This window comes from Streptomyces sp. NPDC005899, assembly GCF_040629645.1.
Taxonomy (GTDB): Bacteria; Actinomycetota; Actinomycetes; order Streptomycetales; family Streptomycetaceae; genus Streptomyces.
This window is the reverse complement of the sequence record NZ_JBEXWB010000042.1, coordinates 17,964-30,104: the sequence shown is the minus strand read 5'-3', so window position 1 is coordinate 30,104 and position 12,141 is coordinate 17,964. Positions and strand designations below refer to the sequence as shown.

The window sequence follows — 12,141 nt, the reverse complement described above, 5'->3', positions numbered from 1 at the left end:
GTCCCCCACCAGGGACGGCCCGCACGGGCGTGACCGGGTGGTGAGGACGGCGCTCAGACGCCGGCCCCCACGGCGGCGGACGTCCCGCTCAGCGCCTCCAGGTCGCTCCTGCGCACCCGGATCACCAGCGCCGCCGTCAACAGGGCCAGCGCCACCATGGCGACGGCCGCGGTGAAGGCGGTGGAGATGCTGTGGGTGAGCACCTCGTGCCCCCACGGTCCCGGCAGCTCCCGCGTCCTCGCGAACTCCGCCTTCTGCTCCGGTGTCGCCTGGGCCATGAAGGCCGGTATCTGCTTCTCCGCCTCGTTGCGGCCGGCCGTGCCGAACACGGTGACCAGGATCGACAGGCCCAGCGAACCTCCCACCTGCTGGCTCGCGTTGAGCAGGCTGGAGGCGGCACCGGCCTCGTGCTGAGCGACACCGGACACGGCGGTCAGCGTCAGCGTGACGAAGTTGAGCCCCATGCCGAAGCCGAACAGCACCATGGGCCCGAGGACTCCGACGGCGTAGGAGCTGTCCGACGATATGAAGGTCAGCCAGAAGAGTCCGGTTCCGGTGATCGCCGATCCGGTGACCATGAAGGGCTTCGGGCCGAGCACCGGGAGCAGCCGCTGGGACAGCCCCGCGCCCGTGATGATCGCGACCGTCACGGGCAGGAAGGCGAGCCCCGACTCGATCGGGCTGTAGTCCAGGACGTTCTGGACGAACAGGACGATGAAGAAGAACATGCCGAACATGGCCGCCGCGAGGCTGAGCATGATCACGTAGGTGCCCGAGCGGTTCCGGTCGGCGAACATCCGCAAGGGGGTGATCGGTTCCCTGGCGCGCGACTCGATGAGGGCGAAGGCGGCGAGCAGGAGCACGGCGGCGCCGAAGGACGACAGTGTGAGGGTGTCGCGCCATCCCTCCTCCGAGGCGCGGATGAATCCGTAGACCAGCGACGCCATGCCGAGGGTGGAGGTCGTGGCGCCGGAGATGTCGAAACGGCCCGGGTGCTTCTGCGACTCGTTGATGTACATCGGTGCCAGGACCGCGATGAGCACACCGATGGGTACGTTGACGAAGAAGACCCAGCGCCAGTCGAGCCACTCCGTCAGCATGCCGCCGGCCAGCAGCCCGATCGCGCCACCCCCCGCCGACACCGCGGCGAAGACCCCGAACGCCCGGTTGCGTGCGGGCCCTTCGGGGAACGTCGTGGTGATCAGCGCCAGCGAGGTCGGTGACGCGATCGCGCCGCCGACACCCTGCAGCGCACGGGCCGCGAGCAACTGCCAGGGCTCCTGGGCCAGTCCGCCCAGCAGGGAGGCGAGGGTGAAGAGCAGGATGCCGGTCATGAAGACCCGGCGGCGGCCCAGCACGTCACCGGCCCTGCCGCCGAGCAGCAGCAGCCCGCCGAAGGTGAGGGTGTAGGAGCTCAGCACCCAGGACAGGTCGGTGGTGGAGAAGCTGAGCGCTTCCTGGATGTGCGGGAGCGCGATGTTGACGATCGTCGCGTCGAGCACGACCATCAGCTGGCAGGCGGCGATGACCGCGAGAGCGATTCCGGGACGCCCCGTCCGGCGGGCCGCACCAGGTGTTGTCCGTGCTTCTGATGGAGAAGTTGTCACTATGGATCCCCCCAAGTGAGACAGTGAACGATGCCGTTCACTGTCTCGCCCACGGTAGTGAGTCCCCGTTAGTGAACGCAAGCGTTCACTGAAGCTGCTGCCGGTGAGATGTGTCCGGAGTCCGTTCTTCGCCGGCAACGGGTCCGCTCAGGCCCGCGGCGGTGTGCGGCTCCACGCGCCGATGGAGAACTGTTGATGACTGCTTCACGCCCGAGCGCCCCCACTCCGCCCCGGCCGGACTCCGCGCGCCGGCGCGGGCCCGTCCTGGAGAGGGCCATCCTCGACGCCGCGCTCGACCAGCTGGCCACGGTGGGATGGGGCGGGCTGACCATGGAGGGGGTCGCCGCCGGCGCGCGTACGGGGAAGGCCGCCGTGTACCGGCGCTGGCCGTCGAAGGAGGACCTGGTCGCGGACGCCCTGCGGGCCGGTATGCCTCCCCTCGACGAGGCACCGGACAGCGGTGGCGTCCGGGATGACCTCTACGAGGTGTGCCGCAGGGTGCGTGACGCCCTGTGGTCGGCGCCGGGCGTCGCGCTGCGATCGGTCCTTCACGAATGCGACGCCGGTACGGCCGAACGCTTCCATGCGGTGATCGTCCGCGGCATGATCGAACCCTCGACGCGGGTACTCCGGGAAGTGATCCACCGGGGTGTCCGGCGAGGGGAGGTCCGACCGGAAGCCGTCAGCGACATGGTCGTCGACGTCATTCCCGCGATGATGATGTACCGGACCAAGGTGTGCGGTAGTGAATGGACGGACGCCGAGATCGCCCGGATGATCGACGAGGTCGGGATGCCGCTCCTGCGGGCCTGACCACGCCGGGCCCTCCCGCCCGGCGGCCGCGCCGCCCCGTCCGCGTGCGGCCGGGCACGGCCCGCGGCCCCGGGGTGTTGCTGCCGGAGCCATCGGCGTACGCTGGCAGGCGCCATGCCGTACGAACCACCCACGCACACCGTCGAGCGCTCACTGCGCGCTACCTCCGGTGCCAGGACCGTCGCAGGTGTCGACGAGGTCGGACGCGGAGCGTGGGCCGGCCCCGTCACCGTCTGCGCGGCCGTCACCGGCCTCCGCCGACCCCCCGAGGGCCTCACCGACTCCAAGCTGATCAGCCCCAGGCGCCGTGCGGAGCTCGCCCCCCTGCTGGAGAGCTGGGTGACGGGCTACGGCCTCGGGCACGCCTCACCCCAGGAGATCGATGCTCTCGGCATGACGGCGGCGCTCCGGCTCGCGGCGGTCCGGGCCCTCGAAGCCCTTCCCGTGCGGCCGGACGCCGTCATCCTCGACGGCAAGCACGACTACCTCGGCACACCGTGGAACGTCCGCACCGTGATCAAGGGCGATCAGTCCTGCATCGCGGTCGCCGCGGCCTCGGTGATCGCCAAGGTCCACCGGGACAGGATGATGGCCGAACTGGGCGCCGAACCGGGGGAGTACGCGGATTTCGCCTTCGGCGCGAACGCGGGCTACCCCTCCCCGGTGCACCGGGCAGCACTGGAGGAGCTGGGACCGACGCCCCATCACCGCCTGAGCTGGTCCTACCTCGACGCGCTGCCCCGGTGGCAGCACCTCAAGAAGGTCCGTGTCCCCGCCGAGGCGGCCTCACCCGAAAGCGGGGGCCAGCTCGGCTTCGACTTCTGACCGCACGGATGTTCCCGACCGGCCGGCGCGCGCCGCGCCGGCGCCCGACAGACAACCATTCACGCCTTCCATCCCCCAGGAGCCTCAGATTCCCGAGAGCGCCCAGGGTCCCCGCGCAACTCCGGCCGCCGGCCGCACCGCGCAGACCCCTCGCCCCGTACCCGGTCCGCGTTCCGCGGCCACGCCGCGTCCCGGACACCCGGGACCCGGCCCCGCGCGGCCCGCGCCTCCGGCGCAGCGCCCGCACCCGGCCCCACCCGTCCCCGCCGCGCCCCGCCCGGCCGGGCGCACGCTGCCGCGGGAGCGCGCGGCGGCGCAGCTCCAGCTGGTCCCGGTCCCCTCGGACGGCGCGGTCGACGCCGCGGACGAGGCCGTCGACCTGCTGCTCGACTCCGGTCGGGCGCCCGGTGACATCCTCGTGCTGACCACGGGTGACCAGCACCCTTGGGCCGCACACGAGCTCTCCTTCGGTGAGACGGCGTACTGGGCCCAGCAGGCGTCCGGCGACGACGTCTTCTTCGCCCACGCGGCGAACGCCGACCAGTGCGCGCCCCGCCCCGTGGTGGTCGTCGCGGTCGACGGCGGGACCGACGAGAGCACCGCGCGTGCGCTCGGCGCCGCCCGGAAGCACGCCGGCGCCCTGCTGATCGTGTGCGGGGACCCGAAGAAGGTCGACTCCCTGCTCGGCGCGGGCGTCTGATCCGACGGTGGCGGGTCCCGGCCGTCTAGGGGGACGCCGGGGCCCGCTTCGGCCTGCCGGCGGGGCGTACTCCGCCGTGCGCGGGCCGTCAGCGTGCGGCGGTCCGCCGTAGCGCGTCCGCCGCACCGCCGCCCGTGCGCAGCGGTACGGGATCGTGGTCGGCGGAGACCTCGGCGAGGGCCGTCGGCCGGGACAGCGAACTGGGCCGGCGACCGCCCCGGCCCTCGCCGAGGACCTGCCAGCCCCCGCTCGTGAGGGTGATGTAGGCGCCGCAGCGCAGGCCGTGCAACGTGCAGGCGTCCCGCAGCCCCCACATCCACGCCCCGTCCTCCTCCGTCCACCGCTCGTCACCGTCGCGGCAGTAGAGCAGGATCGCGGTGCGCACGGGCGTACGGCGGCGCAGGTCGTGCGGGATCACCCGGCGCAGATGGGCCAGCAGGGCGTTGCGGAACTCCCAGCCGTCCGCGGCCGCGTTGGCCCGCCGGGCGAACGAGGCACTGGCGGTGAGCCGTTCGTCGTGGTCGAGGACCGCGACGACCGCGGTGGCCGGATCGGGCCGGTGCCGTGCGTGCAGGCCGCTGACGACCTCCCGCGGACTGCGCAGCAGGGGGATGCCGGCCGCCGCCCATTCGGCCGGTTCGAGCGTCCGGGCGAGCTGGTTGACGGAGCCCGCGGATGACGAGGACGCCGACAGTGAAGTGGCTGCGGACGGAGCGAGTTCGAAGGTCATGGTCCTCCCTTCGCTACGCGCCCACGGTGCGGGCAGGGTCGGGTGAGGGCGCGCCGCGGCACAGCCCTTCCGGGCCCGCGAGAAGACCGTGCGGGGAGCTGCTCCAATTCTTCCTGCCGTGAAGGCGAGCGGCAACGAGCAATTGGGAGGGCTGACGGGTATCGGATGGAATGCGACGGATATCCCCGCCCGTCGGGGCTGCGTACGAAGCGTCCCGGGACAGTGCCGGTGCCGGCCCGCCCGTCGCGGCGGTGACGTTCGGTGACGTGGACGCCGTCCGCGGAGCACGGCGCGCCCGCCGTTCCTTCCCGGCGGGGCAGGGCGGCCGGTGAGGCGGACCCGGCGTCACGCGAGGTGAAGTGGCCGACTGTCGGTGCCATCGGGTTGCATGGGGGCATGGACAACGTGGAGCTCCGCACCGAAGCAGACGCCATCCTCGCCGAGCTCGTCGGCGCCCCGGCCGGTTCGGCGCGGCTGCGTGAGGACCAGTGGCAGGCGGTGGCGGCCCTCGTGGAGGACCGGCGGCGGGCCCTGGTGGTGCAACGCACCGGCTGGGGCAAGTCGGCGGTGTACTTCGTGGCCACCGCCCTGCTGCGCCGGCGCGGCGCCGGCCCCACGGTGATCATCTCGCCGCTGCTGGCGCTCATGCGCAACCAGGTCGACTCCGCGGCACGGGCGGGTATCCGGGCGCGCACCATCAACTCGGCCAACCCGGAGGAGTGGGACACCATCTACGAGGAGGTCGAGCAGGGCGCCACCGACGTCCTCCTGGTCAGTCCCGAGCGCCTCAACTCCGTGGACTTCCGGGATCAGGTGCTGCCCAGGCTCGCGGCCACGACCGGCCTGCTGGTGGTCGACGAGGCGCACTGCATCTCCGACTGGGGGCACGACTTCCGGCCGGACTACCGCCGGCTGCGGGCGATGCTGGCCGAGCTCCCCGCCGGGGTACCCGTGCTGGCGACGACCGCGACCGCGAACGCCAGGGTGACCGCGGACGTGGCCGAGCAGCTGGGCACGGGTGCCGGTCAGGCGCTGGTGCTGCGCGGCCCGCTGGAGCGGGAGAGCCTGCGTCTCGGCGTGGTGCGGCTCCCGGACGCCGCGCACCGGCTGGGCTGGCTCGCCGAGCACCTGGACGAGCTGCAGGGCTCCGGCATCATCTACACGCTGACGGTGGCCGCCGCCGAGGAGGCCACCGCCTTCCTGCGCGGGCGGGGCTTCCCCGTCGCCTCCTACACGGGCAAGACGGAGAACGCGGACCGGCTCCAGGCCGAGACCGACCTCCAGCGGAACCAGGTCAAGGCGCTGGTCGCGACGTCGGCGCTGGGCATGGGATTCGACAAGCCGGACCTCGGCTTCGTCGTCCACCTGGGTTCGCCGTCCTCGCCGATCGCCTACTACCAGCAGGTGGGCCGTGCCGGCCGCGGGGTCGAGCACGCCGACGTGCTGCTGCTGCCGGGCAAGGAGGACGAGGCCATCTGGCGCTACTTCGCCGACACGGCCTTCCCGCCGGAGGCCCAGGTCCGGCAGACCCTCTCCGCCCTCTCCGCCGCCGGGCGGCCGCTCTCCGTCCCCGCCCTGGAGGCGGCGGTGGACCTCCGGCGCAGCCGCCTGGAGTCGATGCTCAAGGTGCTGGACGTCGACGGCGCGGTCAAGCGGGTGAAGGGCGGCTGGACGGCCACGGGGGCGAAGTGGGAGTACGACGCCGAGCGCTACGCGTGGGTGGCCGAGCAGCGGGCGGCCGAGCAGCAGGCCATGCGGGACTACGCGAGCACGGAGGGGTGCCGCATGGAGTTCCTGCGGCGGCAGCTGGACGACGAGGAGGCGGCCCCGTGCGGCCGCTGCGACAACTGCGCGGGCCCCTGGGCCGCCTCCTCGGTGTCCGCGGAGGTGGTGACGGGGGCGACGAAGGAGCTGGACCGCCCCGGCGTGGAGGTCGAGCCCCGGCGGATGTGGCCGACGGGCCTGTCCGCACTGGGCATCAGCCTGAAGGGGCGCATCCCGGCGAAGGAGCAGTGCTCCACGGGGCGCGCCCTGGGGCGGCTCTCGGACATCGGCTGGGGCAACAGGCTGCGCCCCCTGCTGGCCGAGAACGCACAGGACGGGCCCGTCCCGGACGACGTCCTGCGGGCCGCGGTGTCGGTCCTCGCCGACTGGGCCCGGTCCCCGGGCGGCTGGGCGCCGGGCGTCCAGGACCCCGCCGCCCGGCCGGTCGGTGTCGTCGCCGTGCCGTCCCGCACCCGGCCCGTGCTGGTCGATTCCCTCGCCCGGGGGATCGCGGCCGTCGGCCACCTCCCCTTCCTCGGCACCCTGACGTACTCGGGGCCGGAGGGCGGACACACGGCGCGCCGCAGCAATTCCGCGCAGCGTGTCAAGGCGCTCTCCGGTGCGTTCACCGTCTCCGGGGAGCTGGCCGGCGCCCTGACCGGGGCCCCCGGCCCCGTCCTGCTCGTGGACGACTACACCGACTCCGGCTGGACCCTCGCCGTCGCCGCCCGCCTGCTCCGTCAGGCGGGCGGCGAACAGGTCCTGCCGTTGGTGCTCGCCGCGGCTGGATGAGGGCCGGCGGACCGCGTCGACGCCGGGGCCCGCGCCACCGGGAGGTCGTGTCCGCGCGCCGGCAGGAGGTCCCGTCCGCGCGCCGGCAGGACCCGCACGGCCGTCGTCACGCCACCGGCGGCGGCCACCACCGGTACCGGCTGTCGGCGTCCGGGCGCGATGTGAGAGATTGGCAGTCCTCTTGTGAAGACTCGTGAAGTGGTGACGGTCTGTCAGCGCGCGGTACGCCGACGGTGGTGACCTGCTCGGTGAACGCGTGTCAACAACCGTGCAAACAGGGCGGGTTGGCGGCATACGAGGGCATGGTGGGCGTCTGTCGGGGGTGAGGCGCGGTGATAGCATCCCCGCATCTGTGATCTTGATCCACTTGACTCAGATGCTGATCTGCGATCGGCGGCCTGCTCTCCACGCCACAGGGGCGGAGCAGTGCCGAGCGGCTGTTGCGCGGCTTCTCGCGAGATGTATCCGTCGCCGTACGCATGCCATGCGCCGGGAAAGGTTTCCATGATTCGAGACGCACTTGTGTGGTGCCTGGTTGCGGTGGCGGCGATAGCCGTCGTCGCCGTCGTGGCACTCGCCGCCCGCAACAGAGCCCTGGGGGCGAAGAAGCAGCAGTCCGAGGCCGAGCTGAGGCAGCAGCTGCACGCCGCCGACAGTCAACTCCACCTCACGCGAGCCGAGCTGCACCAGCTCATGGGGGAGCAGGAGAGCACCCTGCGAGCGGCCAAGGAGGCGGCGGAGGAGAACACCAAGGCCGTCCTCAAGGGCGCTGCCAGCTTCCTGCAGAGCCTCGCCGCGGAGCAGACGATGCTCCTGGACGGCATCCAGCGGAAGTACGGTGGCCACGCGGTCCTCAGCGATCTGCTGGAAGTGAACCACGCCAACGCCCAGATGGCGCGCAAGGCGCAGGGCATCGCGGTCATGTGCGGTGCGCCGCTCGGCCGCCGCAACAAGCCGGCCAGCGTCTACGACGTGGTGCGCAGCGCCCAGGGGCAGATCCGCAACTTCCACCGGGTCGCCATCATGCAGCAGGCCGGTCTCGCGCTGAAGGCGTCGGCGGTCGCGCCCGTCGCTCTCGCCGTGGCGGAACTGCTTGACAACGCTGCCAGCTTCTCGCAGCACGACGCACCCATCGAAGTAACGTTTCAGCGCATACAGAACAACCTGTGCATCGTCATCGACGACGCCGGCGTCAGCATGAACGACGAGGACCGCCAGCGGGCCACCGCGCTGCTGTCCGGCGACGTCGTCCCCCGCCTGTCGCAACTCGGTAACCAGCCGAAGTTCGGATTCCCCGTGATCGGCCTGATAGCGCGTCAGTACGGCTTCAGGGTGGATGTCACCGGAGTCTCCCGGTACGGCGGTGTCCGGGCCGTCGTCCTGCTGCCCGAGGAGCTGTGGACCATGGAGGAGACGCCGCCGGCCCAGGAGGCCCCCGTCAGCAACATCCTGCGCACCGAGGGACGGCCCGCGAGCGGCGGTACGTCGCGGACGATGCACGGCCTGCCGAAGCGTGGGGCGCGCCAGGCGCCCATCGCGAGCGTGCCCGACCCCGAGGCCGTCCGGCCGGTGTCGCGGACTCCCGAGGGAACGAGCCGTCCCTCCGGACGCGGCCTGGGCGCCTTCCAGCGCGGCACGCTGTCCGGCCGCAACCTTGATGCCACGTCGCCCGAAGGGTCCGAAGACGCATGACCGCAGACCTGTCGTGGATGCTCGAGGACATCGTGCACAACGTGCCCCGGGCACGGCACGCCGTCCTGCTGTCCGCGGACGGCCTTCCTCGCGGTGCTACGGAGGGCCTGGCCGAGAAGGACGTACGCACCATCTCCGCCGCCATGGCCGGGATGCAGTCACTCAGCCGGGCCACGGCCCACTTCGCCGGGCCGGAGGAGGACCGGCAGTGGAACCAGACGATCATCGAGTTCTCCCACGGGTGGAGCTTCCTGATCGGAGCGGGACAGGGGGCCTATCTGGCCGCCGCCGCGGCACCCGACGTGGACATGCAGCAGATCTCCTTCCGCATGCACCGCCTCGTCGCCCGGCTGGGCAACAACCTCACCTCGCCGCCCAGAGTGAGCGCGGAGGAGGCCGCCGGCACCCGGAAGACCACGGGAGCCCCGAGCCGGAGCGCGGGTGACTCGGGCTTCACGCTGGCCGAACTCGACCGGGTGATCGCCGAGGTGCGCGGCGCCCGTCACGCCGTGCTGCTCGGCGCGGACGGACTGCCCCGCGGGGCGACCACGGGGATGAGCCGGGACCTCGCGGACACCATCTCCGCCGCCATGACGGGCATCCACGCCTACAGCAGGGTCACCGCGCAGTTCGCGGGGGTCCTGGACGGCGCCGAGTGGCGGCAGACGGTCATCGAGTTCCAGCACGGCTGGATCTTCCTGATGGCCGCCGGCACCGGCGCCTTCCTGGCCGCCGCCGCCGAGCACGACTGCGACATCGAGGAGTTCACCACGCGCCTGCAGGACGTGGTGCCGAGACTGACCGCGTCGACGACACGGGGAGAGGGGGCCGGCCATGTCTGACGAGGCCGAGCAGGAACTGGAGTTGACGACGCCGTTAGTGCCTCTGTTCGTGATCACGAACGGGCGCGCCCTGCCCCCCGAGCACGAGTACGAGCACACCACACTCGTGACCGCGGCGGAGGAGGCGTCGGCCGCCGCGCGCACGCTGTCCCCGGAGGCGGGCCAGGTCATGGACCTGGTCACCGACGGCTTCCTCTCCGTCGCCGAGGTGGCCGGCCATACGCACCTCCCGCTCGGCATCGTGCGCATCCTGCTGGCGCAGCTGGAGGAGAACGACCTCGTCCTGGTGAGGAGGCCGATCCCGCGCGCCGAACGTGTCGACAGAGAACTGGTCAGCGCCGTGCTCGAGGGCCTGAAGAATCGATTCGGAGCGTAACGCGTGTACCTGGATCCAGACGTCTCCCACGCGGTGAAGATCCTCATAGTGGGGCACTTCGGGGTCGGGAAGACCACCTGCATCGGCAGTCTCTCCGAGATCGAGCCGCTGCGCACCGAAGAGGAGATCACCGAGGCCAGCGTGGGCTTCGACGACCTGTCGGGCACACCGGACAAGACGACCACCACCGTGGCGATGGACTTCGGGCGGCTCACGCTCAGCGACACGCTGGTCCTCTACCTCTTCGGCACGCCCGGGCAGGAGCGCTTCAAGGAGATGTGGGAGGAGCTGTCGCGGGGCGCGCTGGGCGCACTGGTCCTCGTCGACCCCGAGCGGCTGCACGAGTCCTTCCCTGTCCTGGACCTCGTCGAGCGCTTCGGCCTGACCTACGCCATCGGGGTCAATCACTTCGAGGGCACCACGGACTACCCCCTCGACGAAGTGCGTGACGCGCTGAACCTCGCGCCGGAGACACCCGTCGTCGAGTGCGACGTACGGGACGAGCAGTCCTCGGCACACGCACTCATCACCCTCGTGAAACACCTCATGTCCCTACTCGGCTAGGAGCGCCGGAATGCAACAGCCTCACGACTTCCAGGAGACACCGCCGCCCGGCTGCCCGGCGCACGGGAACGTCCAGCTGTACGGCCCCTCGTTCGGTGCCGACCCCGACGGCCATTACGCGCACCTGCGTTCGTTCGGGCTGAGCGCGCCCGTGGACATCGCTCCCGACGTCCAGGCGGAGCTGGTCACCAGTTACGACGCCGCCCTGTACGTCCTGCAGAACCCGGCGTCCTTCGTCCGCGACTCCCGCCGCTGGAACGCGCTGAACGAGGGGCGCGTCCCGGCGGACAGCCCCGCCCTGCCGATGCTGAGCTACCGTCCGAACGCGCTGTTCAGCGACGGAGCGGCGCACGCCCGTCTGCGCCAGGCGGTCACCGACAGTCTCGCCACGGTCGACGAGCTCCGGCTCGTGAGGCAGACCCAGCAGTCCGCCGACTACCTGATCAGCCGTTTCGGCTCCGAGCCGCGCGGCCAGGCGGAGCTGATGGCCGAATACGCCCAGCCGCTGCCCCTGCTGGTGTTCAGCGACCTGTTCGGGTGCCCGCCTGAGATCGGTGACCGGGTGATCGCCGGCATCAGCGGCATCTTCGAGGGCACCCCCGGAGCCGACGAGGTCCTGGGCGGGGCGCTCACGGAGCTGATCGCCCTCAAGCGGCGCCGCCCGGACTCCGACCTGACGACGCGTCTGATGCTGCACCCCGCCCGCCTGAGCGACGAGGAGGTGCTGCACCAGCTCGTGACCCTCCTCTCCGGCGGGACCGCGCCCCTGAGCGCCACCATCGGGACCAGCAGTGCGCTGTACCTCGGCGAGGACTGGCAGAGCGGTCTGCCGGTCGAGGACGCGGTCGCCCAGACGCTCTGGAACTACGCGCCGATCGCCAACTACGCGGCGCACTACCCGGCCCACGACGTCGAACTGGGTGGCAGGACCCTCCGTGCCAACGACCCGGTCCTGATCTCCTTCGCGGCGGCGAACACCGATCCGAAACTGACCGAGCACCGCGAACAGCTCAGCGCCAAGGCGCACCTGGCCTTCGGTGCCGGCCCGCACGCCTGCCCGGCCAAGGACCCGGCGTTCATGATCGCGGTGACCGCCGTCGAGACGCTCCTCAACCGGCTGCCCGACATCGAGATGCGCGTCCCGTTCAAGACGCTCACCTGGGCGCCGAGTCCGTGGAGCCGGACACTCGTCACCCTCCCGGTCCGCTTCACACCGCAGAGTGCGCCGGCCGGCGGGCCGCCCACCCGGACGCAGGCGCACCCGGTGCCCCAGCAGTCGACCGCCGCCGACCAGCACGCGGCGACCCGGGCCACCCGGCCGGCGGCCCCCGCGTCGCCGCAGCAGAAGGGGGGACTCTTCAGCCGGTTCCTGGCGTGGACGCGCGGCGAGTAGCTGTGACGGAAGTGATTTAAGTAACTTCCCGAGTTCACAGTGT

General features: G+C 71.8%; 11 protein-coding genes. 9 read left to right on the top strand and 2 right to left on the bottom strand.

All coding sequences use genetic code 11. The features are described 5' to 3' along the window. Positions 1–53: 53 nt before the first annotated feature. Entirely contained in the window at positions 54–1,607 is a 1,554-nt protein-coding gene (locus tag ABZ371_RS08465; RefSeq protein ID WP_358675334.1) for an MFS transporter, read from the bottom strand. 195 nt (positions 1,608–1,802) lie between these two features. On the opposite strand from ABZ371_RS08465, the gene ABZ371_RS08460 reads away from it, so the two are divergent. The 3 genes from ABZ371_RS08460 to ABZ371_RS08450 all read left to right on the top strand — a co-directional run bounded on the left by ABZ371_RS08460 (position 1,803) and on the right by ABZ371_RS08450 (position 3,945). Next, complete coding sequence (locus ABZ371_RS08460) at positions 1,803–2,420, top strand: TetR/AcrR family transcriptional regulator (RefSeq protein WP_358675331.1); 618 nt, start codon at positions 1,803–1,805, stop codon at positions 2,418–2,420. Between the two features lie 114 nt (positions 2,421–2,534). Next, positions 2,535–3,245 carry a ribonuclease HII gene (locus ABZ371_RS08455; RefSeq protein ID WP_358675329.1) on the top strand — a complete coding sequence of 237 codons (711 nt, stop codon included), beginning with the start codon at positions 2,535–2,537 and terminating at the stop codon, positions 3,243–3,245. Positions 3,246–3,315: 70 nt separating this feature from the next. Beyond that, positions 3,316–3,945, top strand: a complete 630-nt coding sequence (locus tag ABZ371_RS08450) for a hypothetical protein (RefSeq protein WP_358675340.1) — start codon at positions 3,316–3,318, stop codon at positions 3,943–3,945. A gap of 88 nt (positions 3,946–4,033) precedes the next feature. Here the strand turns inward: ABZ371_RS08450 and ABZ371_RS08445 are convergent, their stop codons facing one another. Continuing rightward, the gene (locus tag ABZ371_RS08445; protein ID WP_358675326.1) at positions 4,034–4,675 is read right to left on the bottom strand and encodes a hypothetical protein; all 642 of its coding nucleotides are present in this window, start codon (positions 4,673–4,675) and stop codon (positions 4,034–4,036) included. Between the two features lie 396 nt (positions 4,676–5,071). Here ABZ371_RS08445 and ABZ371_RS08440 point away from each other — a divergent pair, with 396 nt between their 5' ends. The 6 genes from ABZ371_RS08440 (at position 5,072) to ABZ371_RS08415 (ending at position 12,098) form a co-directional block, all read left to right on the top strand. Continuing rightward, positions 5,072–7,231, top strand: a complete 2,160-nt coding sequence (locus ABZ371_RS08440; RefSeq protein ID WP_358675323.1) for a RecQ family ATP-dependent DNA helicase — start codon at positions 5,072–5,074, stop codon at positions 7,229–7,231. A gap of 504 nt (positions 7,232–7,735) precedes the next feature. Next, positions 7,736–8,923: an ATP-binding protein gene (locus ABZ371_RS08435; RefSeq protein ID WP_358675320.1), complete on the top strand. Its 1,188-nt coding sequence runs from the start codon at positions 7,736–7,738 to the stop codon at positions 8,921–8,923. Beyond that, the gene (locus ABZ371_RS08430; RefSeq protein ID WP_358675318.1) at positions 8,920–9,765 is read left to right on the top strand and encodes a roadblock/LC7 domain-containing protein; all 846 of its coding nucleotides are present in this window, start codon (positions 8,920–8,922) and stop codon (positions 9,763–9,765) included. Before ABZ371_RS08435 ends, ABZ371_RS08430 begins: the two co-directional genes overlap by 4 nt. After that, positions 9,758–10,141, top strand: coding sequence for a DUF742 domain-containing protein (locus ABZ371_RS08425; RefSeq protein WP_358675315.1), 384 nt, complete (start codon positions 9,758–9,760; stop codon positions 10,139–10,141). The genes ABZ371_RS08430 and ABZ371_RS08425 overlap by 8 nt, the downstream gene beginning before the upstream one ends. A gap of 3 nt (positions 10,142–10,144) precedes the next feature. Further along, complete coding sequence (locus ABZ371_RS08420) at positions 10,145–10,705, top strand: ATP/GTP-binding protein (protein WP_358675313.1); 561 nt, start codon at positions 10,145–10,147, stop codon at positions 10,703–10,705. A gap of 10 nt (positions 10,706–10,715) precedes the next feature. After that, the gene (locus ABZ371_RS08415; RefSeq protein ID WP_358675310.1) at positions 10,716–12,098 is read left to right on the top strand and encodes a cytochrome P450; all 1,383 of its coding nucleotides are present in this window, start codon (positions 10,716–10,718) and stop codon (positions 12,096–12,098) included. Positions 12,099–12,141 lie beyond the last annotated feature (43 nt).

What these genes read in the sequence shown, in the direction of transcription:
- ABZ371_RS08415 (WP_358675310.1), top strand. Translation starts at nt 10,716, where the DNA reads ATGCAACAGCCTCACGACTTCCAGGAGACACCGCCGCCCGGCTGCCCG.
- ABZ371_RS08440 (WP_358675323.1), top strand. Translation starts at nt 5,072, where the DNA reads ATGGACAACGTGGAGCTCCGCACCGAAGCAGACGCCATCCTCGCCGAG.
- ABZ371_RS08460 (WP_358675331.1), top strand. Translation starts at nt 1,803, where the DNA reads ATGACTGCTTCACGCCCGAGCGCCCCCACTCCGCCCCGGCCGGACTCC.
- ABZ371_RS08455 (WP_358675329.1), top strand. Translation starts at nt 2,535, where the DNA reads ATGCCGTACGAACCACCCACGCACACCGTCGAGCGCTCACTGCGCGCT.
- ABZ371_RS08445 (WP_358675326.1), bottom strand. Translation starts at nt 4,675, where the DNA reads ATGACCTTCGAACTCGCTCCGTCCGCAGCCACTTCACTGTCGGCGTCC.
- ABZ371_RS08425 (WP_358675315.1), top strand. Translation starts at nt 9,758, where the DNA reads ATGTCTGACGAGGCCGAGCAGGAACTGGAGTTGACGACGCCGTTAGTG.
- ABZ371_RS08435 (WP_358675320.1), top strand. Translation starts at nt 7,736, where the DNA reads ATGATTCGAGACGCACTTGTGTGGTGCCTGGTTGCGGTGGCGGCGATA.
- ABZ371_RS08430 (WP_358675318.1), top strand. Translation starts at nt 8,920, where the DNA reads ATGACCGCAGACCTGTCGTGGATGCTCGAGGACATCGTGCACAACGTG.